A 22,032-nucleotide genomic window follows, 5' to 3' on the forward strand; every position below is an offset into this window, starting at 1 on the left:
TCACCTCATTCTGCTTACTTCCGTAACCGGAGAAAACATTTTCTCAAATCTAACGATTGTTCCATTTCCCATAGAAGATTCAACTGAAAGACTATCCGCAAAACTTTCCATAATAGTAAAGCCCATCCCTGATCGTTCCATAAACGGACGCGTCGTGAACATTGGTTCCATCGCCTGCTCCACGTCGAAAATGCCCGCTCCTTCATCCCGAACAGTCATCGTTACTTTCTCTCCTTCAATGACCGCATGAAGCGTCACAAGACTCTTGCCGTCGCAGTCATAGCCATGGATAATAGCGTTTGTTACAGCTTCTGACACAATGGTTTTGAATTCCGAAATCTCTTCAATTGTCGGATCCAGCGGTGTGATAAAGCACGTCATCGCCATTCTTGCCAGTGCTTCGTTCTCCTCAATTGCGACGAATGATAACGTCATTTCATTGTTCATGTACAACCCCTCCAATTTCCCCGATTGTTACATCAATCGTGCCAAATCTAAGATTCGGACCTAATCCAGAATAGTTAAAGATTTTCTCCATCGTTGCAGAAGGATTCAAAATGAGTGTTTCTCCTTCTATAGGTGCTAAATCGCGCATTCTTCCGAGAATGAGCCCAATACCCGCACTATCCATAAATCCAAGTTTGCTTAAATCCCAAACAACAGCCCGTACCTGCCCTGTGAAAATCGCTGAAGAAATATGGGTACGGATTCGATTTGCCTCATGATTATCCAATTCTCCTTGCAGTGTCACAATTAAAATTCCATTGCCTGCAACTTCAATATTCGCCATGCTTTACCCCCTCCTTCCTGCGGTATATTCCACATTAGCAGGAGGGAACCCTTTCACACTGACAGAACTAGTCATAGATAGCGGAAGGTTCTTACGATTCGACACACCTTATTGCTAAAAAAAGTATGTACATCTTGTAAATGATTTACACATGTATTGTGAAAAAGATGTGTGGGGGGATGTGTGCTTCAAAGACGACTTTGCGCAGTTATATAACAAGATTGATCGCTTCGAACGCGGCTTTGCGCGGTTACACAAAGCTCAACACCCTCCAACACAAAAAAGAGCTACCCCTTTACCGAAAACACCTTGGTAAAAAGGATAGCTCTTGTCTATTATTGATATTAACCCGTAATCATCTCACCAATCAGCAATGGACTCGCTACGGCTTCGCTGCCAATGGCAATATGTTTCTGAATCAACGCCATCGATTGCTCAACATCTTGCGTATTCGCATGGATAATCGCAAGCGGTTCACCTTGCTGCACGGCATCTCCAATTTTCTTCTTCAATACAATGCCTACTGCAAGATCGATTTCATCTTCTTTTGTCGCTCTGCCCGCACCGAGTAGCATCGCCGCAACGCCGAGATCATCGGCTTCCATCTTCGTCACATAGCCCGAAGCAAGTGCCGGTACTTCAATTTGATAGTTCGCAGTTGGCAACAGGGATGGGTTATGAATAATCTTTGCATTCCCGCCTTGTGCTTCAATCAGTTTGCCGAACAATTCTAGCGCTGAACCATCAGCAATGACCGCTTTCAGCATAGCACGTGCCTCATCAATAGAATCCGCTTTACCGCCTGCAACAACCATCTTGCTACCAAGAACGAGGCACAGCTCCGTCAAATCTTCCGGCCCTTGCCCTTGTAACGTCGCGATTGCCTCACGAACCTCTAGTGCATTGCCAATCGCAAAACCAAGCGGTTGACTCATATCCGAAATGACCGCCATCGTGTTTCTGCCGACTTGCTTGCCAATAGCCACCATCGATTCAGCCAACGCTTTTGCATCTGCCGCTGTTTTCATAAACGCACCGTCGCCCGTTTTCACATCGAGGACAATCGCATTTGCACCAGCTGCAATTTTTTTACTCATAATCGAGCTCGCAATTAACGGAATGCTGTCAACAGTAGCCGTCACATCCCGTAACGCATATAGTTTTTTATCTGCAGGCGTCAAATTCCCACTTTGACCGATAACAGCCAATTTCAAGTCATTCACCTGCTTGACGAATTGCGCTTCTGTCAATTCGATATGGAAGCCGTCAATCGCCTCCAGCTTATCCAACGTCCCTCCGGTATGCCCAAGGCCACGACCACTCATTTTCGCAACAGGCACGCCACAAGCCGCAACAAGCGGCACGAGGATCAATGTCGTCGTATCCCCCACGCCTCCAGTTGAATGCTTGTCGACTTTAATCCCTTCAATAGCCGATAAATCGATTTGATCGCCTGACTCGGCCATCGCCATCGTCAAATGTCCTTGCTCCTCAGCCGTCATACCTGTGAAATAAATTGCCATGAGAAACGCACTCGCTTGATAATCCGGAATTGTACCGTCCGTATAACCATTCACAAAAAAAGTAATCTCTTCTTTTGAAAGCACTTCACCATTACGCTTTTTCTCAATTACATCAACCATTCTGAACAATGCCATCACACCTTTTCGTTTAATCAATTACGCCTCGATCTCTTCACGACTACTTCACTTTCATCGTGAAAGAACTCTATGGCCCCTAAAGAGCTTTGACTTTACTCAGCAAGATTTCCTTGAATGATGTTCAAGAAACTCGTACCGAAATCCGGTTGTTTGACATTGAAGTTTGCAGCAATTGTCGCGCCAATGTCTGAGAACGTCTCACTTTTCGGCAATTTCCCACCCGACTTCCATGCCGGTGAGTAGACAAGTAACGGAACATATTCACGCGTATGATCCGAACCAGAGTACGTTGGATCATTGCCGTGATCCGCAGTAATGATGAGCAAATCATCCTCACGCATCAAGCCCATGATTTCCGGCAACCTTGCGTCAAACTCTTGTAACGCATTCCCATAACCGAGCGGGTCGCGCCGATGACCAAACAAAGCATCGAAATCCACTAAATTCGTAAAGCTCAAACCTGTGAAGTCCTTTTTCATCACATCGAGTAACTTATCGACACCATCCATATTGCTTACCGTACGAACTGAATCTGTAATACCTTCGCCATTAAAAATATCGGCAATCTTACCGATAGCAATCACTTCATAATCCGCATCTATCAACTCATTCATCACCGTACGACCGAATGGTTTCAGCGCATAATCATGACGGTTCGTCGTCCGTGTGAAATTCCCTGGTTCGCCAACGAACGGTCGCGCAATGACACGGCCGACCAAAAATTCTGGTGCTAATGTTAACTCACGCGCAATTTCACAAATCCTGTATTGTTCTTCAATCGGGATAATTTCTTCATGTGCGGCAATTTGTAGCACGGGATCTGCAGACGTATAGACAATAATTGCGCCCGTTTCCATATGCTCTGGACCGTATTCATCAATCACTGCAGTTCCACTCGCCGGTTGATTGCAAATGACTTTACGCCCTGTACGTTTCTCCAGCTCATCAATGAGTTCTGCTGGAAAACCATTCGGGTATACTTTGAACGGCTTATCGATATTCAACCCCATGATCTCCCAATGCCCAGTCATCGTGTCTTTCCCAACAGATGCTTCTTGCATTTTTCCGTAAAAAGCTTGTGGTTCGTCCGCAACATCCACACCTTCGATTTCACGAATATTGGATAGCCCGAGTTGCCCCATATTCGGCATGTGAAGCCCTTTCATTGCTTGACCGATATGCCCAAGCGTATCCGCACCTTCATCTCCAAATACATGCGCATCAGGCGATTCTCCGATACCTACTGAGTCCAATACGATGAGATGGACACGTTTAAATTGTTGTTTTTCCATATATAAATAACCTCCTGTGAATAGCTGTTTTCCTTTACGCACGCGGATGGAATTTCACGTACACTTCTTTCAATCTCGAACGGCTAACATGCGTATAAATTTGTGTGGTCGAAATATCTGAATGACCGAGCATTTCTTGAACAGCACGTAAATCTGCCCCATTTTCAATTAGATGGGTCGCGAATGAATGACGCAAAATATGCGGCGTCAACTCTTTCTGTATACCCGCTTGCAATGCATGCGCTTTCAACAGCTTCCAACAACCTTGCCGTGTCAGCCTTGTCCCTCGCATATTGACAAACAATGCTTCGACCCCTTTTTGTTTCGCAGTGAAAAGAGGACGTACTTCTTCAATATACCGTTTACATGCGGTTATCGCGCCGCCGCCAAGCGGAATGATGCGTTCTTTTCCACCTTTACCGAACACGCGAACAAACCCCATTGATACATGAATATCTTCTAGATTTAGCCCAATCAGTTCGCTTACACGCATGCCTGTCCCATATAAAATCTCCAATAATGCCTGATCTCGTACACCTTGGGGCTTACTAGAATCCGGGGTAGTGATTAGTGTATCGACTTCGTCCACCGATAATACACGAGGAAGCTTTTGTTCAAGCTTCGGTAACTCCAAATGGACAGTTGGATCCTGATTCGTCACCTTTTCCCGCAATAGAAACTGATGAAACGAACGGATAGATGAAATATGCCGTGACACCGTCCGTGAAGACTTCCCGCTATCCTTCAAACACTGCAAATGATTGAGAATCACTGCACGGTCAATGCTATCAATCGACGCATAGCCCGATTTTTCTAGATAAACGATATATTCCTGAAGATCGCGTCGATAGGAAGTAATGGTATTATCCGATAATTGACGCTCTACTTTTAAGAAATGCATATAATCGTCCAATCCAAAACGAGCATCCTTCATCGCAAACGGGCAATAGCCATTCGTCTTTCTTCAATAGAATGTGCCAGCAAATCCCTTCCCCCTTTCCAACGACAAAAGGGACAGCATCATGCCATCCCTCTCATCATTCTTCCTGGTCGTCTCCGTCAGTCTTGCACCTTTTGCAAGTGCCGTGAAACGTCAACCAATGGTCTTTAATCGCAAACTCGAATCGGCTTTCTACAATCTTTTCAACATCTCCAAGAAGGTCCTCTTGAATTTCATCCACCGCGCCACATTCAATGCAAATCAGGTGGTGATGAAAATGATCCGCGCCTTCCTGCCGTAGATCGTACCTCGATACACCGTCTCCAAAATTGATTTTATCGACTACTTTAAGATCTGTTAGCAATTCAAGCGTACGGTAGACGGTTGCAAGACCGATTTCAGGTGCTTTCTCTTTAACGAGCAAAAATACATCTTCTGCGCTTAGATGGTCTTCCTCATGCTCAAGGAGGACCAAAACCGTCGCTTCACGCTGAGGCGTCAACTTATAACTCGCCCCATGCAATTGTTTTTTAATCCGATCAATTCGGCCTTCCATACGACGCCCCCCTCAAACTGCCTCCATTATACCAAATGGCCTTTCCCTATGACAACAGAAAGGACAGGACTATCACTGGGTTGCGTATAATTTCTAAGCAAGTATCCAATAATAAACGGCTATTTCAGTCGCTAGTAGCCCAATTGATAGAGCAACTAGTACAGGCAACACACGAGGATTCCGCTTCTTCCCTATCGTTGTACGCATAAAATAAGGTGGATTTAAGACGGCACAATAGAGTAGGAATAACAAGCAGGCAAGAAATTGAAATGGAAACCACCAAATGGCATACTCAATCATTTTCATGCCGGATCCAAGCAAATACGAGGAAGACAAGCCAAAAAAGACACTGTTCAGGGCACCAAAAAACAATACGAGGAACCGCGTCTTCTGAAATGATGATACCACAAATGTCACAACAAACAGTACCACCATCGAACCAATCGGCTTTAAGAAGCTCGCCTCATGGCCTTGGATGACCCGAGCATCATACAAGACAAGTAATTTCTCCAGCGAAATCGAAGGAATTTCTCGATACAAAAGTACCCCGCCAATATAGCCAACTGCGAGAATGATAAATAAGTGAACGAATGATAAGGAACGGACCATCGGCTGCACCTCCGCATAGTTTGTTTGACCTGCCTATGTACACGCAGTTCAAAGTCTCCTGACGCAAGTGTGCCAGGGCATAGTTCATCCTATGCTCGTCCGTCCCAAATTAGGTCATTCTGTTAGCAGATTTTTTGCGTACAATACAGCAAACGCCGTTTTAGCATCATAAATTTCCCCCGATGCGACCAGCTCTTCCGCTTCCTCAATCGTCACTTCCAATAAATCGATAAATTCATCCTCATCCCCAGCAGCAGGATTATCAATTTTGTAAAGCCCTCGTGCCAAGTACAAATGGATGATTTCGTCCGCAAAACCAGGTGACGTTGCAAACGACTGGATATAGCGAAAATCTTTCGCACCGTACCCCGTTTCCTCTTCCAACTCACGAACTGCAGTTATCTCTGGCGCCTCCCCTGGATCGATTTTCCCCGCAGGTATTTCAATGAGCGAACGCTCTAACGCTTTTCGATATTGTTCAACCAACACCAGCTTGTTGTCATCGGTAATCGCAATGACCGAAACAGCCCCTGGATGTTTAATGAGTTCACGCTTCGCTTGATTGCCATCCGGAAGTTGGACTTCTTCTACACGTAGCGAAATGACCTTTCCTTCATAAAGTGTTTCACCTGAAATTGTTTTTTCTTCGTATTTATTCATCGTGTTAGCCCCTTCTCCTAGAATTCCTGATGCTGTCATTGTACCATTAAAGAAAAGCGCAAGCGCCTGTTTTGAGGCACTTGCGCTTAGACGAAGACAAAACAGGGGTGCTATTCATGAAAAAAAGAGAATTAGGGAAAAGCGGTTTATATGTTTCTGAAATTGGTCTAGGCTGTATGTCACTACCAGATAACCTTAATGAATCGAAAAACATCATCGACGCCGCCATCCATGCAGGTATCAATTATTTTGATACAGCGGACTTATATGCTGGCGGTCGCAATGAAGAGCTCGTTGGCTATGCATTGAAAGGTAGACGACAAGATATCGTTCTGGCAACAAAGGCCGGCAATAAGATGAATCCCGACGGCAACAGCTGGACATGGGACGCTTCCAAAGCACATATCATAGAAGCCGTTAAACAGAGCTTGATGCGTCTAGAGACGGATTATATCGACTTGTATCAGCTGCACGGCGGAACAATGGAAGACGAAGTAGAGGAAACGATCGATGCCTTTGATAGCTTAAAAAAGGAAGGCATCATTCGACAATACGGTATCTCTTCCATCCGTCCGACTGTTATTAAACGATTTTTAGACAACAGTTCTGCTGTGTCTGTCATGATGCAATACAGCTTGCTCGACCGCCGCCCAGAAGAATGGATGCCTATGATTCACGAGGCAAATGCATCGGTCATCACTAGAGGCACGATTGCGAAAGGCTTTTTAACTGCGGAAGGTTTGCAGAGAGCAGAGCAAGCGAATGGCTTTGTCGACTATAATGCGGCTGAACTCGTACAAACAGTTCAAGCATTAAGCGAACAATCTACCGATCTACATGCTGCCGCCATTGCTTATGTCCTGCATGATCAAACTGTGGCTTCTGCCCTCATTGGTGCACGGACGACAGAGCAATTGCTTGATTCTATTGTTGCTTATGACAAGCAAGTAACGGACGATGAGATTGCCCAGTTAGAGAGTATTGTAAAAAAACATATATATAAAGAGCATCGCCTTTAACGTAAATCCACTCAACATCGAAAAGGAAATATCGCATAAAGAAAACGCACTGATTTTAATGTCTGTGCGTTTTCTTATGCATATCCTATTGCAGAACTAATAAGAATGACTATACACAGCCTTTTCCCAAAATTTCCTCCACGCAAGCATCATCCCTAAAAAGCTAACAAAATACAGCAAGCTTGTCAGTCCAAACCAAGCCGCGTAACTAGGCGTCATCGCAACATAGGCACTAATTGGAAATGACCACAAAAACGCCAGCAACATCAACCGTTTTTTCGACAAAACAGCTGCAATAATGGCGAGACAAGCGGGTAATAGCAACATAACAAACGTCATACTAGTTGCACTCGCTTCAACAACACCATATGGATTAAAGAAAATTAGCGCCCCCCACAAAAACACACTTACTAGACCAGCAATAATCCCTACTAAACGTGAACCTTTTTCCATTTTACTCTCCTCCTTTACGACTGAACAATTCGGGGTTTTCTATAATAGTAAACAGCCAAAACTAAACAAATTAGCGGTAAGTAGCCTACATACGAAATTGGAGGTTGCCCACCCCAAAAGTAAAAGGCAACTGGGAAAGCAATGAGAAAACACGCGAGCATCGCAGGCCAAGAACCTTTAATAAGCGCATAAATAAATGTCATAGGGCCAGCGACAATTGAGAACACGAAAAGCCCCATAAATAGGTATGCCATGTCACCACCACCTCGCCTTCACTATTTACCTCCATTATATAGAACTCTCCTAAATTTAACCACCTCTATAATTCCGACTCTTCTAAACATTCCTGATATATTGTTCACCTCATTAAATTTCATCTTATTCACTTTATTTTCATTTTTCACTTGCAATTGTTCAGGATTACAGGTAAAGTCATATGTAATTTAATATCTACTTATTTCGCAAGTTTTGAAGTAAGGATAGAGGCGCAAAGACCATTAGTACACAATCAGAGGATAATGAGGTCCTATGAAGATTGTAAAAAGGGGAATTTGCCGAAGTGGAGAGCATCTCATTGTCTCGAAGCTGGTTCTGGGTTGAATAAGCACAGAATTGTCATATAGGAAACTATATGGAGGGCTATCTTATGCAATGAAATAATCTATTATTTCAACTGCAACAACGAGCCCTTCGTTGTTGCTTTTTTGCGTTTTATTTTGCAGCTGCCCTTCTCCCTCTATTTTATAAAAATACATGATAGGATGTGGAGATCGAATGAACTTCGGACAAATTGTAACTGCAATGGTAACTCCTTTTGATGAACATGGTGAAGTGGATTATTTAGCGACAAGGAACTTGATCAATCATTTAATCGCCAATGGATCAGACGCTCTCGTCATAGCTGGGACAACAGGAGAATCCCCGACGTTATCAGAAGCAGAAAAAGTGGAATTATTTAAATTCACAGTAGAAGTTGTGAATGGAAGAGTTCCGGTAATTGCCGGGACAGGCTCGAATAGCACGAAAGGATCACTTGAACTCACATTGCTTGCAGAAGATGTAGGCGTCGACGGCATCATGCTCGTCGCTCCGTACTACAACAAACCTTGCCAAGAAGGATTATATCAGCACTTCAAAACAATTGCAGCAGGCACTTCTTTACCGATTATGCTGTACAATATTCCAGGGCGTAGCGCGGTAAATATCTCGGTTGAAACCATTATCCGTCTTTCTGAAATAACGAATATCGTTGCTGTTAAAGAAGCAAGCGGCGATTTAGACGCAATGGCCGAAATCATCGACCGCACACCAACAAGCTTTTCATTGTATAGCGGTGATGACGGACTAACTATTCCTGTGTTAGCAATCGGCGGAACAGGCGTCGTTTCTGTCTCAGCTCATGTGATCGGAAATGAAATGCAAGCGATGATTAGAAACTTCAAAATAGGCAATATCCAAGAAGCAGCTACAGATCACCGTAAATTGCTGCCTATTATGAAAGCCATATTTGCAGCTCCAAACCCATCGCCAGTAAAAGCTGCTTTGAATCTGAAAGGCATCTCAGTTGGCGGAGTCCGTTTGCCTATGATTCCATTAAACAATGAACAACTACGTTCGTTGCAAAGAGCTTTATCAATTTTTGATGAAGTGAAGATTTGATAGATGTAATCCTACAAATCCAATAAAACACATGAAAAAGGAAGAATAAGATAACTATTCTTCCTTTTTCATGCCTAAGTATACTGATATCTACTATGATTCATATTTTTTATTTCAAAATCCTATGACCTCTGTCAAATCCACCCTTTCTCCTCCGCCGTAGCTATAGCCTCAATTTTATTTTTCGCTTCCAACTTCTGAAGAATTTCAGACATATAATTCCGCACTGTACCTGCCGATAAAAACAACTGTGCCGAAATCTCTTTCGACGTTTTTCCTTCTGCCGCCAGCTTTAAAATATCCTGTCCTCGGGCAGTCAACGGATTATCCTGGTGATATGTATTAATAATCAATTCGGGCGCAAATTCATGCTTCCCCTTCATTACTCTTCGGATTGATTCTGCAAGTTCGTCAATGGAGCCATCCTTCAACAAATAGCCATGGACCCCTGCCTTCACAGCTCTTTCAAAATAACCGGGACGCGCAAAAGTCGTCAACATCACGACCTTGCAAGAAGAGCCGTCCTGTTTTAGTGTAGCCGCCACCTCTAGGCCACTTTTCAATGGCATTTCAATATCCATAAGACAAATATCAGGTTTTAGCTGACTAATAAGCATCAACGCTTCTTCTCCATTTTCGGCCTGCCCGACCACTTCCATATCCTCTTCAAAATCAAGCAACGCCCCAAGAGCCCCTCGCAAAATTCGCTGATCTTCTGCAATGACAATGCGTATCATAAAGCAATCACCTCCTCTTTTACAATGACTGGAACAGCCACCGTAACCGTGGTACCTGTCCCCGCTTCAATTACCAACTTTCCTTCGATGAGTGCCAGACGTTCCCGCATGCCCGACAATCCATTGCCTTCATCATTATTATCAGGGACCCCTACCCCATCATCCTTTACAACGATGGTAAAATCCCCTCTCGTATTCCAAAAGGTAACAAAACAATTTTGCGCCTGGCTATGCTTTACGATATTTGTTGCTGTCTCTCGAAGACACATCCCGATAATATTTTGTTGTAAAGGAGGCAGTTCTGATAGTTCAGATTTATCTTCCATATGAAACTGAATACCTGCCGCCTTCAAAATTTGCTCCATATCCGCTAATTCCTCAGCAATTGTAATGGTACGCATATCAGAAACTAGCTCCCTCACTTGCTGCAGCGCAGAGCGTGCTGTCATTTCAATTTCTTTCGCTTCCACTTTCACGCGTTCTGGATGCTTGTCGGCAATCCGTTGAACGAGTTGGCTTTGCAAAGTAATGAGTGACAACGTATGCCCCAACGTATCATGCAAATCTCGCGCGATCCGCACCCGTTCTTCTCGTTTAATGAAATCCTTAATCTGGTCATTGGCCTGGCTCAGCTGTTTTTCAAGCTCCATTCTTTCATTCATCGATCGAATACCGAATGGGGCTCCGATCATCACAACAACAAAGGGGAGAACAGAATAGAGATTATCTATTCCGCCCTGTATTATTTGTATAATAATTGTTCCAATCATTGCTGATGCAAATGATAGCAACGTACGATAAAAATGCTTTTTATTTTCAATCCATCCAATGAAGTTCGCTGGAAAAAAGCCCATAAATAAAATATATGGATCGTAGCCGAAACTAAATACCACGACAATCCCTATCTGTAAGGCAAGCCAAAAAGAAAACCATTTTTCAGAAGTTGTACTATATAGTTGCCTGTATGAAACAAGAAAAAGCAGTAATAACAAATAGCCAATTACTGCTTTTAGCCCGGTTTCATTTAGTACATAAAAAAGCGGCATGACCAAATAACATAAAAAGATATAAGGCAACACTCCGTACCTTTTCGGAAAAAGTTGAAAGTTCTTCACGCCTACACCGCTTCCTGTTTCCTTCTTATATACGTTGATAATACCATGAATAAAATGAGATATCCTACCAAGATTATGATATTTTTCAATTCAGGTGTGCCGCCTCTTATAATTTCCCAAGCACCATTGCCATAATTATACGCTGGAAGCCACATACCGATTGTTTGAACCACTTTTGGCAGAACCTCCATCGGCATCCACATCCCACCTGTTATCGCCAGTAGCATATAGAGAACATTACTAACCCCACTCGCCGTATCGACCCGCTTCATCGTCCCTACCAATACACCAATGCCAAGGAATGGCAGCGAGCCGAGTAAAATCCAGCAACCACTCATAATCCACTCAAATGCAGAAAGTGAAACTCCGTTCAAAACCACACCCGCTATAAAAATCACGACAATCGAAAATACATGGACAATTGACTGCCCAATCATTTTCGCCATCGAGTATTGCAAACTGGATAGCGGTGTTACTTTCATAAATGTCGTCCAACCTTCCGCACGCTCCTGCACCAAGCGAATACCCAATGTCATAATCGCACTTCCCATGACACTAAAAGCCGTGACAGACATTAAAAAATGAGCATCCCAAAGCGCTTTATCAACCGCACCTGTGTTGACAACCTTCGTAAAAATCACGTAAAAAACAATCGGCATAAACAGTGACCAAAAGATAAAATAAGGATTCCGAAACATGCGGTACATCTCTGCTTTGCATTGGTTCAGAAAAATCATCATTTATATCGCCTCCTTCTGTTCGACCGTCAGCTGTTCGAATGCTTCTTCAAGCCGGCCCTTTTCAATCGCTATATCATGCACAACTAATTGCTCCGCAAAAATGGTCGCAAGAATTGCATCCGTATCATTCGTGACAACAACCGTCCTTCCATTCTCGGCGTAGACATCAGACACTTGTGGCAAGTGTAAAAAGAGTTCAGTCGAAAATGGACGATCCACAACGAACGATACCGATTGTTTTAACAAATTCCCCTTCAACTCCTCCGGCTTACCATCCGCAATGATTTTCCCTTTGTTGAATAAAATAATACGCCCTGCCACATCATCTGCTTCCTGTAAATAATGCGTAGAGAAAATGATCGTTTTCCCCTGATCAGCAAGTTCTTTCACGGTCTCCCAAAATACTTTGCGAGCTGCAATGTCCATGCCAACTGTCGGTTCGTCAAAAAACAACAGATCTGGATCCCCTACAAGTGCCAAAGCAAATCCAACCCGCCGCTTTTGCCCACCAGACAACTTTTCAGTTCGTTTATTTAAATCCTCATCACTCAGCCCAGTCAAACGGATGAGCTTATCAAACGACAATGGTTTCGGATAATAACTTCTGAACAACTCGATAATCTCTTTCACCTTCAAGCCGTCCATTAAACTCACTTCCTGTAGCATAACTCCAATTCTTTCACGCACTTTCTTATCCTTCGCATCTGCATGAAAGAGCGTCGATTCGCCTTTAGTAGGATGCAACAAGCCAAGCATCATTAACATTGTTGTACTCTTACCAGCCCCATTCGGCCCAAGAATCGCGACAATCTCCCCTCGCTTAATAGAAAATGAAACATCGTCTACGGCTTTTTTGTCTTTAAAAACTTTTGTCAGCTGTTTAATGTTCACTGCATCATCCATGAAACCACCTCCGTCTGTTAGTCCTTTCATTGTATGCCGTTTCGAAAACCCCTATCAGTAGACTTTGTCATGATTCGAATATGACAAATGTCATCTAGATGAACGTATTATCAATACAAACAAAACAATCCATGAAACACAAAAAAGCACACCCAATATAGATGTGCTTTTTACATACCCATTACTTATACAAACATCCCAGCAATCGCAGCACTCAATAATGAAGCTAACATCCCCGCGGCGACTGCACGAATACCAAGTTTTGCAATATCCGGGCGTCTACTTGGCGCAAGTGCACCTAGCCCACCAAGAAGGATTGCCAACGAACTTAAATTGGCAAAACCGCATAATGCAAAGCTGATAACCATGACCGTTTTCGGGCTTAAAGATGCCATTTCCTGCGCAAATGCCACATAGGCAACAAATTCATTCAACACAAGCTTTTGACCGATGAAACTTCCCGCTGTAAGCGCCTCAGCCCATGGAACACCAATAGCAAATGCAAGTGGAGAAAACACAACACCTAAAATCCCTTCAAGCGTCAACGACTCAAAACCAATCCACTTACCGACTCCGCCTAACATACCATTTACCATCGCAATGAGCGCAATAAATGCCAACAGCATTGCCCCAACATTCAATGCAAGCTTTAAGCCATCTCCTGCACCGCGCGCTGCCGCATCGATCACGTTCACGGACTCTTGATCTTTTTCCATCTCAAAATCGGCCACTTTCGACTGTTCCGTTTCCGGTATAAAGATTTTTGCCATTACCAATCCCGCAGGTGCAGCCATAAAACTCGCCGCGATTAAATACTCAAGAGGCACACCTAACAGTGCATAACCTGCAAGTACAGACCCTGCAATTGAAGCAAGTCCTCCGGTCATCACCGTGAAGAGCTCAGACTTCGTCATATTCGCCAAAAATGGACGAATAACGAGCGGCGCCTCTGTCTGTCCAACAAAAATATTCGCAGCCGCAGAAATCGATTCCGCTTTACTCGTCCCAAGCAACTTCGATAATGCGCCTCCAAGTAATTTAATGACCCATTGCATAATCCCAAGATAATACAACACAGAGATTAGTGAAGAAAAGAAAATGATGATTGTCAGCACTTGAAATGCAAAAACAAAACCAAACCCTTCAACATCCGCAGCCGGACCAAAAACAAACGCAACGCCTTCACCCGCATAGTCAATAACATTTTGCACCTTATCAGAAAGCCATATCAATCCCGCTTTTCCCGCTTCCCACTTTAAAACGATAAAGGCAAACGTCACTTGGATGGCCAAACCAACAACGATTGTGCGATAGTTAATCGATTTTTTTCCATTCGAAAACAGAAAGGCAATCCCTAACACGACAACCATCCCAAAAATCCCCCACAAAAAATTCACTACGACACCTCTTTATATGGAAGTCTCCCACATTTTATTATCATCTTTCACTCGTCTGACGTCAGACAACTCCACGATCTTAACAAATAGGAACGCATAAGTAAATGGACAACTTTCGACATTAGGCATGCTAACGATTATCTCGCTAGTATTCCGCATACAAACGGCGGACAGTGATGAGTGGCTCGTCTTCTCTCCATAGAAAAAAGCGACTTCTCAAACCTGAAAAGTCGCTTCTCCCTATAACGTCACATGCTTCGGCTTCTTCCAAAACAGTGCAATAACCGTTCCTACTATTAACACAAGCGCTGCAAAATAATACGGGTAATTTAAATTAACATCGAATAAAGCACCGCCAATAATCGGCCCAAAAATATTACCGATACTTGTGAACGTCGAGTTCATGCCGCCTACAAAGCCTTGTTCATTGCCCGCGATTTTCGATAAATACGAAGTGATCGCTGGACGCATCAAGTCAAATCCGATAAACAAAACAAACGTCGTGAGCAAAATGGAAAAATACGAACTGACATATGTCATCAGCAAGACTAGAACGGCTGAAATCCCCAAGGCATAGCGAATCAAGTTAATTTCACCCATCAGTTTTGTTAAACGATCAAACAAGACGATTTGTGCAATAGCCCCGACAATCGCACTGCCCGTAATGACAATCGCAATATCTTTCGGTGTAAAACCAAATTTATGGTCGACAAACAAACTAAAGAGCGATTCAAACGCCGCAAGCCCAAATGTTGAGACGAAAATCAACAGAAACGCAATAAAATACATTGGAATAAACACACGGCGTAACCCTGTTGCTTGCCCTGCTGTCGGTGCTTCTACCGCTTCCCGTTCAGGCTCCTTTAACAAAATTAGCGACAGGATTGCCGCAAACACCCCTAACACTCCCGCCGAATAAAAAGGAACCCGCGTGCCGATTTCCGCCAAAAAACCACCGAGCCCTGGCCCAATAATAAAACCAGTATTAATCGCGGCGGACATATAGCCTAGCGCCTTCGATCTTGTAGCAGTCGTTGTAATATCTGCGATAAAAGCCGTCACCGCGGGCATGATAAACGCCGCACTGACGCCACCAAGCATCCGGGAAATAAATAACACTTCAACGGACTTCCCATACCCGAACAAAAACTCCGAGAAACCAAATATCAATAGGCCGATAATAATCATAATCTTTCGTCCGTACTTATCCACCCAGCGTCCTGCGAACGGCGAAATAATTAACTGCGTAATCGCAAATGCCGCCACCATATAGCCAACAACCGCACCCGTTATCCCCAACTCATTCATAATCGTCGGCAACACGGGTATCACAAGCCCGATGCCTAAAAATGCGATAAATAAATTCATGAGTAAAATTGCTAATACACCATTTTGATTCTTCATCTGTAAATCCCCTCTACATACAAGCCCTTCAATCGCATTCGCCAACCAGCCAATTTCTACCTATCCCCATACATTGAACCTGTGTACAACTACTTACGAAAGAGACTTCTTTTCATTTCATAAAAGTGTACCGCACACTTGCTGAGATTGCGACTATTATTTTCCACATATTTTTAAACATAAAAAAGCCAGTCAACGTTTATACGCTACTGACTGGTACAATGAAGTCATCAAAATAGCAATATTCCCCTTTGCCCCTCAATTTATCTAACTATATACAAAAGAATTTTTTTGCAAGTTTTACATATATCGAGACCCGAACACCCTAGTTAAAAAAATCATCCACGTTTTTTAACCACTCCTCAAAAGTGGCCGCTTCTTTTGTCACGCTAAAATCTTCATGAGAATAATAAAAAACACCTGTGTTTGGACATGCTTTCGAACAAAGACAAAAGTAATCCCCATTCCCTAAACTATAAAAAGGGATGAGCGCTTCATCCCAAAAACCAGTCAGCATTTCATCATCGTATGTAAATTAAATCGTATCATTTCCATTGCTTCTTCCACTAGAAACGTTCAAAACATCTCCCGGAAACCGATATTCAGCCATCAATTCAATGAAATAGCGAAATTCTTCTGGGAATGAACAGCCAAACTTCTTCTCCAATTGCAACCAATCATTCGTTGAAGGCGGATCCAAAATCACCAATTCCTTACCTACTAGACTGTCTAATAAACTTGCAACTTCATCCTTGGTCACAACCATTCACTCCTTTCAAATCACAAGATCCTGATACCCTACTTCAGTCACTTTCTCGTCTAATAAACGAAGTCCCACCCCATTTTCCGCATCCCATGTACAATCGAAAAGAATACCAATAGCGCGAGCCTCGAAAATACCTCCGTATGTCACAATAATTCCATCCAACGTAATCATCTCCATCAGTTGGTCAGTCGTTTCTACTAACGGATAATGTTCATTGAATTCAATATCATACCCCAATTCATATCGCTTCTGATGGTAGTAATCTAAAATTGGTTGCAAAAAGCTTTGCTGCAATTGTGCCCAATTTTGTATTAACGCTTGGTATGCTATGTATTGTTCTTCATCAAATAACCCATCCTCTTCTCCGCTAATCATGAGCACGATTTTAGTCTCTTTCCCTAAAAAATGAATGGCAGTATCCTTTGACCATATATAATCATATTCAATTTCTCCAAAAATCGGATCGTTTATGAGCATTTTTAAAGTCTCCTTTTTTTCAATAAAATTAATATCCACGTATGGAGTTACCTGGTAAACACGCACGGTCGTAATCACGAATGTCTTCGTTATATATATCAGGAAAATTATTTAAAAATGAGCATACAGCTTTCTAAGCTCATTAATATCATCGCCTTCTTCGATAGCAAGCCAAATGTCCTGTAAATAGCCATTTAATTTACTTGTACTGTTCTCAAATATAAGTTTTACATTTTCAGTTTGATTGTCTAAGTAATAAACACCATCTAACCACCCAAATACATTAGAAATTGTATCTGAAATAGAGTTTTGAATAAGATAGAAAAATAAACTTTTTTGCTCTTCATTTAGAGATTGATAAAAGCGAACACTTTCAGAAAGCATGTCTGCATTATCTGAAGTTGATGTATTCAAAATTCCTTCAAAACTAGAAATATGTTCTAAATAGATATCATTTTTAATAGCTACTACCAAATCAACTGGATTTAATTTTTGCTGCATTTTACAAACACCTCTTCTTAATCAATCTAGTCGAAATCATTCCCTATTGAAATATGTCCATATTCCTTACCACCTTACTAGCCAGATGATGAGTCCTTATCTATGTAAACTTTTCACCCATTTACTATAGTAACTGAGCTGTTCTTCGATTTTTACAAACTTCAAACTATCGTCAAATCCAAATATATCAACCAAATTTGCTGTTAAAGCTGGTTTGCCAAATTCTAATTTATAGGCTAAACGTCCACTTCCCATCGCTAATTGCATTGGAGATGGATAAACATTTAACGCAGCTACATTGCACATAACTTGTAGTCGCTTATCTTCTAGCTGTTGCCGCAAGCTTTGAAGTGCTTGAAAAAAGTTTTCGTGTTCACAGCTTATTGTATCGTCCAGAATGGACAGCTCTATTAGAACCACATCTTCATCATCTGGAGATTCCTCGTATAGTTTCAAAATGCCACAAAATAGTTTTCCATCATTCATAGCCAACTTTATATTTTTATTTTCATAATTCAAAGTATCACCTTCCAAAGAGCATTGCTTCAAAGTCGTCACTATATAGTGAAAACCAACAAATATGAATTAATTCAGGACCTTTTTTGTACTAATTTTACTCTCCTTATTAAAAAACACATCTGCTTCATTCTGATTATAATAAGTACAACAAACAAATATCCTATCGAATCACTCAAGTTAAATATATCATAAAATTCATATATTTAACTTAATATTCGTTGCACTTACTGAGATAAACTGGTATATTTGCTCCGTTATATTAGAATAAATGATTTTATTGGGGGATGTATGAATGTCGAAAAACTGGGATCTTTATTTTGATTATATTAATGAAAAAGTTGCTTCCATTGTGTTAGATATGGACGTATGGAAAGAAATCGACACCGAAAAATATCGTCAAGCACTTACCGTTAGGCTTATCTTGCAACAACCAAATGCAGATGGATTTCCATCAAGTAATGAGTCAAATATAATAAGTGAAATTGAAGTGGCTCTAAAAGAATTGGTCAGCCATAAAGAGATTATTAACGTTGGCAGAATTACAACAGATGGGTTCAGGGATATTATTTTCTATTCACTTCCTGAAAAACAGAAGGATTTAGTGGAAGCTGCTAATCAAATTATTACCTCTACTGGCTATGAATTTGAGGTTTTCAGCATGGACGATGAAAAGACATGGGCATTTTATTTTGACATTTTATATCCAAATCAATATCAACAACAACATATGGGAAATCGTTCCGTAATTGATTCCTTAAAAGAATCTGGGGATTGTTTAGAAACGCCTCGTCAAGTGGATCATTGGTTGTACTTTGAACATGCACCAATGCGTGAAAGCTTTGTAGAAGCTATTAAAAAAGAAGGATTTTCTATAGAGGAGAATTCGCTACAAGTGAATGAGGATGGACCATATCCAGTGACGATTCACAGGGTCGATTCTGTTGATTATTTTTCTATGAACGATGTCACAGACTTATTGGTAACATTCGCGGAAGAATACAATGGAGTATATGATGGCTGGGGAACCCTTGTGATGAACTAATCGCTTCCCAAGGCTCCCGTAGAGGATAGGGAAATGTATGTCGGGATGCGACGAAGTGACATCCCGACATACAACAAATTGCAGTCATAATCGTAAAGTTTGTTCAAAAATAACCCCATGACAAATTTATATTCATCTATTCTTCTTTGGGAATACTCATCCTCTTATAGCCTAAGCTCGTATATAATCAAAAATCATGGCCCAACCATCCATGGGGCTACCATATCCCCATAGGGGGGCCGTCATTGCTTCTAATTGATTAAGCTTTTCTTTATATTGCTTCTCCATCGCTTGACGCTCCTCCTTCGTATACCTATTCAAACGCTCATCACTTACCTTCAATCGCATATTATGCAAGAAGTTGATCATATCACAATAAAGCGCATCGTCCTCGAATGTAATAAAATCTGGGAAAATAGCAATCACTTCGTCAAAAGTATGCTGCATCTGTGGCATGCCAAACTTCGCCAAGACTTCAGAAATATACGGTACGAGATGCGGCTGATAGGCGATGATGCCATCCCAACCATCACACTGCCAGTTGCCAATCATATTGATGGCAATGTGGAGTTGAAATAAATCTGGCGACACCATCTCTTGGATAGTATCCAGCTCGCCCATTTCCCAAATTTTATCTGATAGCTCTGCCAAATCCGTCTCATCTGCTGGGATTTTTCCATCCCATATCTCATTCAATCCAATATTCATTTTTACACCTCTTCTGGAATTTAGAATTCTGTTCATTATCGCTACAAGACTCCTTGCTCTCTTTGTAGCACTGTCTGTCTTTAAAAGATTGTCTTAAATTTTCCCAAGTACACTAAGCCATTAAACAACTTTTCTGTATCTGTTATGTTTAAATCCGCGTCGATATAGAGGAACATGGCATTTACATTTTCGATTCCTTTTCTAACGCATATCGCGTTAATTTCTAATACTGTTTCCTTCGAAATAGCTACATCCTCTAATGCCTCTGCAACGCTTATGAAATGGTCCGTCTTGTAGACTTCGATCATATCCTCATCGTACCAATCCTCATGAATATCAACACAAAATAGGCACACTTGATATGCAGGATCGCCTATTTCTACATCGGTATTGTAGTCCAATTCGAAATATTTCTCGAATGTTTCATCGTCAGAATCATTGATTCCTAGCCATATGTGAACTCTAGACATATCCATTTTTTCAACTCACTCTCCTTCATTTTTTTGCTGGCCGAATTAAAACCTCATTCTTTGCATTGCGAACTTCTAAACAATTGTATGTTTGATTTAACTTGTCGATGGTTTCACGATAGCGCATAAATGGAATATCTTTGGTGAGCAAAAATGGGACACCATCCAATTTTTCTCTAATATCATTAATCGAACAATTTAAATGCAAATATGTTCTGATGGCTAACATAAATGTATTGGTTTGATTAGGTATGCTTACCACATACACTTTGATGCCATCCGACTCATCTGAATCACACTCTTCTTCGTCTATCGTAGGATCATTTTCAAGCCAACCAAACAAATCAATGTCTAAGGAATAAAAAGGTGACGACAATGCCCCTAAATCTTGATAATATACGTTTAGGTGGCCGCTATTCTTTTTTAAAAACACTCCTTGTCCCCCACCATCGTCCCCTAATAACATATAATCCGGTGCATAAACACTTACTTCGTACAACGCGTTTCTTTCCTTGGCAACGTCAAAACCATAAATCGTAACGCCACTTTCAAATGCAACTTCCTCGAAAGACTGCCAAAATTCAATTACTTCAGCAGGGATATTCGTTTGAAAATGGGTATGAATCTCATTTGCATCAATGATTCTTTCCGTCCTAGTAATTAGAAATGTCGATTTAAAATTTAACATCATGGATTCCCTCCCTCCAAACCGGCTTGGTTCATTTCCCCAATGCTCTCTTTTTAATCGCTCCGTCATTTCTTCAAATATGTATGCTTTTTCATCTTTCGTTTGTTTACCAACTAAATTTATGTCATTCCGATAATAAGCTGCTGAATCTTTGTATTTATATGAAACACATTTTATATCTTCTTAACTACTTACTTCAAAATAATTGAAAAGGGTATTTTTTTGAAAGCCCTTTTTTAATCATTTCAATTTCTTCAATGACTTTTTGTTTCCAAGGCGCCTTTAATCTAAAATCTTCATCATAAAAATCTTCGTTTTGAAGCTGAGCAATTAAATCTGCTAACTCAAACCACTCTAATAAATTAATTGAAATATTCAACATGTTTTCAGGTTTAAAATCTTCAAGATCATGATCATAAAAAAGTACTGTTGGTGGAGATTGAATATCATAAAGATCAATTATCCAAAAATCACCTCCACCAGTTTCGGCGAATATCCAATGGCTTTCTTTAAACTCCCTAAAATCTTCGTGATACTCTTTATTATATTTTGTTGCTTTTTCATATGATAAAAAAACATGATCTGCCTCGATTTCATTATCGGCAAGTTTCTCATATAAAAACAAACAATCCTTCCTCTTAAACTCACTGATTTTCGGGATTCTATTTCGCTGTTCTAAGCTATCAATTATTTCATCAAAGTTTCTTTTCTTTATCATAGCGTTCACATCTTTCCACATTTTTATGTTGAATCCATTGCGCTACTTTTGATGTCTATTTCATTACACCATCACTTATCGTTACCTAGTTTTAACATTTAATAAGAGCAGTTGGCTAGCATTTCTTTCCCGTGAAAGCAGAACATTAATTGAAGCACCTCCTTTAAATTGATACGTTTATCGTACCTGGAGGTGCTGCATGCTAATT

At 41.4% G+C, this 22,032-nt stretch carries 25 protein-coding genes, 1 pseudogene and 1 riboswitch; of the genes and pseudogenes, 3 read left to right on the plus strand and 23 right to left on the minus strand.

The annotated features are described in order from the left end of the window. The 8 genes from spoIIAB to MKY34_RS17090 all read right to left on the minus strand — a co-directional run bounded on the left by spoIIAB (position 1) and on the right by MKY34_RS17090 (position 6,508). A complete protein-coding gene (gene spoIIAB / locus MKY34_RS17055; protein ID WP_342512314.1) occupies positions 1-447 on the minus strand; it encodes an anti-sigma F factor in 447 nt (148 codons plus the stop codon). After that, the gene (locus tag MKY34_RS17060; protein ID WP_342512315.1) at positions 437-790 is read right to left on the minus strand and encodes an anti-sigma factor antagonist; all 354 of its coding nucleotides are present in this window, start codon (positions 788-790) and stop codon (positions 437-439) included. The genes spoIIAB and MKY34_RS17060 overlap by 11 nt, the downstream gene beginning before the upstream one ends. Positions 791-1,134: 344 nt before the next feature. Further along, positions 1,135-2,448: a pyrimidine-nucleoside phosphorylase gene (locus tag MKY34_RS17065; protein ID WP_342515291.1), complete on the minus strand. Its 1,314-nt coding sequence runs from the start codon at positions 2,446-2,448 to the stop codon at positions 1,135-1,137. A gap of 95 nt (positions 2,449-2,543) precedes the next feature. After that, a complete protein-coding gene (gene deoB / locus MKY34_RS17070; protein ID WP_342512316.1) occupies positions 2,544-3,743 on the minus strand; it encodes a phosphopentomutase in 1,200 nt (399 codons plus the stop codon). A gap of 34 nt (positions 3,744-3,777) precedes the next feature. Next, positions 3,778-4,677, minus strand: a complete 900-nt coding sequence (gene xerD / locus MKY34_RS17075; protein WP_342512317.1) for a site-specific tyrosine recombinase XerD — start codon at positions 4,675-4,677, stop codon at positions 3,778-3,780. 103 nt (positions 4,678-4,780) lie between these two features. Then, positions 4,781-5,239, minus strand: coding sequence for a Fur family transcriptional regulator (locus MKY34_RS17080; protein ID WP_342512318.1), 459 nt, complete (start codon positions 5,237-5,239; stop codon positions 4,781-4,783). Positions 5,240-5,332: 93 nt separating this feature from the next. Next, complete coding sequence (locus MKY34_RS17085; RefSeq protein WP_342512319.1) at positions 5,333-5,848, minus strand: hypothetical protein; 516 nt, start codon at positions 5,846-5,848, stop codon at positions 5,333-5,335. A 114-nt stretch (positions 5,849-5,962) separates the two neighbouring features. Continuing rightward, positions 5,963-6,508: an NUDIX hydrolase gene (locus MKY34_RS17090; protein ID WP_342512320.1), complete on the minus strand. Its 546-nt coding sequence runs from the start codon at positions 6,506-6,508 to the stop codon at positions 5,963-5,965. A gap of 116 nt (positions 6,509-6,624) precedes the next feature. Here MKY34_RS17090 and MKY34_RS17095 point away from each other — a divergent pair, with 116 nt between their 5' ends. Beyond that, on the plus strand, positions 6,625-7,527 hold the full coding sequence (locus MKY34_RS17095) for an aldo/keto reductase (RefSeq protein WP_342512321.1): 903 nt from the start codon (positions 6,625-6,627) through the stop codon (positions 7,525-7,527). A 96-nt stretch (positions 7,528-7,623) separates the two neighbouring features. Here the strand turns inward: MKY34_RS17095 and MKY34_RS17100 are convergent, their stop codons facing one another. After that, positions 7,624-7,980, minus strand: a complete 357-nt coding sequence (locus MKY34_RS17100; protein WP_342512322.1) for a hypothetical protein — start codon at positions 7,978-7,980, stop codon at positions 7,624-7,626. A gap of 472 nt (positions 7,981-8,452) precedes the next feature. After that, positions 8,453-8,630, plus strand: a riboswitch (Lysine riboswitch). A gap of 124 nt (positions 8,631-8,754) precedes the next feature. On the opposite strand from MKY34_RS17100, the gene dapA reads away from it, so the two are divergent. Continuing rightward, positions 8,755-9,639 (plus strand): 4-hydroxy-tetrahydrodipicolinate synthase, encoded by an 885-nt coding sequence (gene dapA / locus MKY34_RS17105; protein WP_342512323.1) that lies wholly within the window; start codon positions 8,755-8,757, stop codon positions 9,637-9,639. Between the two features lie 134 nt (positions 9,640-9,773). Here the strand turns inward: dapA and MKY34_RS17110 are convergent, their stop codons facing one another. The 10 genes and pseudogenes from MKY34_RS17110 to MKY34_RS17155 all read right to left on the minus strand — a co-directional run bounded on the left by MKY34_RS17110 (position 9,774) and on the right by MKY34_RS17155 (position 18,198). Beyond that, complete coding sequence (locus MKY34_RS17110) at positions 9,774-10,376, minus strand: response regulator transcription factor (protein WP_342512324.1); 603 nt, start codon at positions 10,374-10,376, stop codon at positions 9,774-9,776. Next, positions 10,373-11,491 (minus strand): sensor histidine kinase, encoded by a 1,119-nt coding sequence (locus MKY34_RS17115; RefSeq protein WP_342512325.1) that lies wholly within the window; start codon positions 11,489-11,491, stop codon positions 10,373-10,375. The genes MKY34_RS17110 and MKY34_RS17115 overlap by 4 nt, the downstream gene beginning before the upstream one ends. Positions 11,492-11,493: 2 nt before the next feature. After that, on the minus strand, positions 11,494-12,231 hold the full coding sequence (locus MKY34_RS17120; RefSeq protein ID WP_342512326.1) for an ABC transporter permease: 738 nt from the start codon (positions 12,229-12,231) through the stop codon (positions 11,494-11,496). Then, entirely contained in the window at positions 12,232-13,134 is a 903-nt protein-coding gene (locus MKY34_RS17125) for an ABC transporter ATP-binding protein (protein WP_342512327.1), read from the minus strand. It abuts the gene before it with no gap. Positions 13,135-13,319: 185 nt separating this feature from the next. Beyond that, complete coding sequence (locus MKY34_RS17130) at positions 13,320-14,531, minus strand: NupC/NupG family nucleoside CNT transporter (RefSeq protein WP_342512328.1); 1,212 nt, start codon at positions 14,529-14,531, stop codon at positions 13,320-13,322. Between the two features lie 240 nt (positions 14,532-14,771). Next, complete coding sequence (gene norA / locus MKY34_RS17135; RefSeq protein WP_342512329.1) at positions 14,772-15,935, minus strand: multidrug efflux MFS transporter NorA; 1,164 nt, start codon at positions 15,933-15,935, stop codon at positions 14,772-14,774. Positions 15,936-16,260: 325 nt separating this feature from the next. Then, positions 16,261-16,695, minus strand: a pseudogene (locus tag MKY34_RS17140) (SMI1/KNR4 family protein). A 15-nt stretch (positions 16,696-16,710) separates the two neighbouring features. Beyond that, positions 16,711-17,178: a DUF2004 domain-containing protein gene (locus MKY34_RS17145; RefSeq protein ID WP_342512330.1), complete on the minus strand. Its 468-nt coding sequence runs from the start codon at positions 17,176-17,178 to the stop codon at positions 16,711-16,713. Between the two features lie 111 nt (positions 17,179-17,289). After that, positions 17,290-17,679 carry a hypothetical protein gene (locus MKY34_RS17150; RefSeq protein ID WP_342512331.1) on the minus strand — a complete coding sequence of 130 codons (390 nt, stop codon included), beginning with the start codon at positions 17,677-17,679 and terminating at the stop codon, positions 17,290-17,292. Positions 17,680-17,775: 96 nt separating this feature from the next. Next, positions 17,776-18,198: a hypothetical protein gene (locus tag MKY34_RS17155; RefSeq protein ID WP_342512332.1), complete on the minus strand. Its 423-nt coding sequence runs from the start codon at positions 18,196-18,198 to the stop codon at positions 17,776-17,778. 292 nt (positions 18,199-18,490) lie between these two features. Here MKY34_RS17155 and MKY34_RS17160 point away from each other — a divergent pair, with 292 nt between their 5' ends. After that, positions 18,491-19,240, plus strand: coding sequence for a DUF695 domain-containing protein (locus MKY34_RS17160; RefSeq protein ID WP_342512333.1), 750 nt, complete (start codon positions 18,491-18,493; stop codon positions 19,238-19,240). Between the two features lie 171 nt (positions 19,241-19,411). Here the strand turns inward: MKY34_RS17160 and MKY34_RS17165 are convergent, their stop codons facing one another. The 4 genes from MKY34_RS17165 to MKY34_RS17180 form a co-directional block, all read right to left on the minus strand. Next, entirely contained in the window at positions 19,412-19,948 is a 537-nt protein-coding gene (locus tag MKY34_RS17165) for a hypothetical protein (RefSeq protein WP_342512334.1), read from the minus strand. A gap of 80 nt (positions 19,949-20,028) precedes the next feature. Continuing rightward, a complete protein-coding gene (locus MKY34_RS17170; RefSeq protein WP_342512335.1) occupies positions 20,029-20,424 on the minus strand; it encodes an immunity 22 family protein in 396 nt (131 codons plus the stop codon). A gap of 19 nt (positions 20,425-20,443) precedes the next feature. After that, a complete protein-coding gene (locus MKY34_RS17175; protein WP_342512336.1) occupies positions 20,444-21,106 on the minus strand; it encodes a hypothetical protein in 663 nt (220 codons plus the stop codon). 196 nt (positions 21,107-21,302) lie between these two features. Next, positions 21,303-21,824: a hypothetical protein gene (locus MKY34_RS17180; RefSeq protein ID WP_342512337.1), complete on the minus strand. Its 522-nt coding sequence runs from the start codon at positions 21,822-21,824 to the stop codon at positions 21,303-21,305. Between the last annotated feature and the right edge of the window lie 208 nt (positions 21,825-22,032).

The organism is Sporosarcina sp. FSL K6-1522 (assembly GCF_038622445.1).
GTDB lineage: Bacteria > Bacillota > Bacilli > Bacillales_A > Planococcaceae > Sporosarcina.

Coding starts and splice junctions, on each gene's coding strand:
- MKY34_RS17175 (WP_342512336.1), bottom strand. CDS start 21,106: ATGTTAAATTTTAAATCGACATTTCTAATTACTAGGACGGAAAGAATC.
- MKY34_RS17095 (WP_342512321.1), top strand. CDS start 6,625: ATGAAAAAAAGAGAATTAGGGAAAAGCGGTTTATATGTTTCTGAAATT.
- MKY34_RS17065 (WP_342515291.1), bottom strand. CDS start 2,448: ATGGCATTGTTCAGAATGGTTGATGTAATTGAGAAAAAGCGTAATGGT.
- MKY34_RS17125 (WP_342512327.1), bottom strand. CDS start 13,134: ATGGATGATGCAGTGAACATTAAACAGCTGACAAAAGTTTTTAAAGAC.
- dapA (WP_342512323.1), top strand. CDS start 8,755: ATGAACTTCGGACAAATTGTAACTGCAATGGTAACTCCTTTTGATGAA.
- MKY34_RS17090 (WP_342512320.1), bottom strand. CDS start 6,508: ATGAATAAATACGAAGAAAAAACAATTTCAGGTGAAACACTTTATGAA.
- MKY34_RS17170 (WP_342512335.1), bottom strand. CDS start 20,424: ATGGATATGTCTAGAGTTCACATATGGCTAGGAATCAATGATTCTGAC.
- MKY34_RS17145 (WP_342512330.1), bottom strand. CDS start 17,178: ATGCTCATAAACGATCCGATTTTTGGAGAAATTGAATATGATTATATA.
- MKY34_RS17150 (WP_342512331.1), bottom strand. CDS start 17,679: ATGCAGCAAAAATTAAATCCAGTTGATTTGGTAGTAGCTATTAAAAAT.
- MKY34_RS17160 (WP_342512333.1), top strand. CDS start 18,491: ATGTCGAAAAACTGGGATCTTTATTTTGATTATATTAATGAAAAAGTT.
- spoIIAB (WP_342512314.1), bottom strand. CDS start 447: ATGAACAATGAAATGACGTTATCATTCGTCGCAATTGAGGAGAACGAA.
- MKY34_RS17100 (WP_342512322.1), bottom strand. CDS start 7,980: ATGGAAAAAGGTTCACGTTTAGTAGGGATTATTGCTGGTCTAGTAAGT.
- MKY34_RS17060 (WP_342512315.1), bottom strand. CDS start 790: ATGGCGAATATTGAAGTTGCAGGCAATGGAATTTTAATTGTGACACTG.
- deoB (WP_342512316.1), bottom strand. CDS start 3,743: ATGGAAAAACAACAATTTAAACGTGTCCATCTCATCGTATTGGACTCA.
- MKY34_RS17085 (WP_342512319.1), bottom strand. CDS start 5,848: ATGGTCCGTTCCTTATCATTCGTTCACTTATTTATCATTCTCGCAGTT.
- MKY34_RS17165 (WP_342512334.1), bottom strand. CDS start 19,948: ATGAATATTGGATTGAATGAGATATGGGATGGAAAAATCCCAGCAGAT.
- norA (WP_342512329.1), bottom strand. CDS start 15,935: ATGAAGAATCAAAATGGTGTATTAGCAATTTTACTCATGAATTTATTT.
- MKY34_RS17080 (WP_342512318.1), bottom strand. CDS start 5,239: ATGGAAGGCCGAATTGATCGGATTAAAAAACAATTGCATGGGGCGAGT.
- MKY34_RS17120 (WP_342512326.1), bottom strand. CDS start 12,231: ATGATGATTTTTCTGAACCAATGCAAAGCAGAGATGTACCGCATGTTT.
- MKY34_RS17180 (WP_342512337.1), bottom strand. CDS start 21,824: ATGATAAAGAAAAGAAACTTTGATGAAATAATTGATAGCTTAGAACAG.
- xerD (WP_342512317.1), bottom strand. CDS start 4,677: ATGAAGGATGCTCGTTTTGGATTGGACGATTATATGCATTTCTTAAAA.
- MKY34_RS17110 (WP_342512324.1), bottom strand. CDS start 10,376: ATGATACGCATTGTCATTGCAGAAGATCAGCGAATTTTGCGAGGGGCT.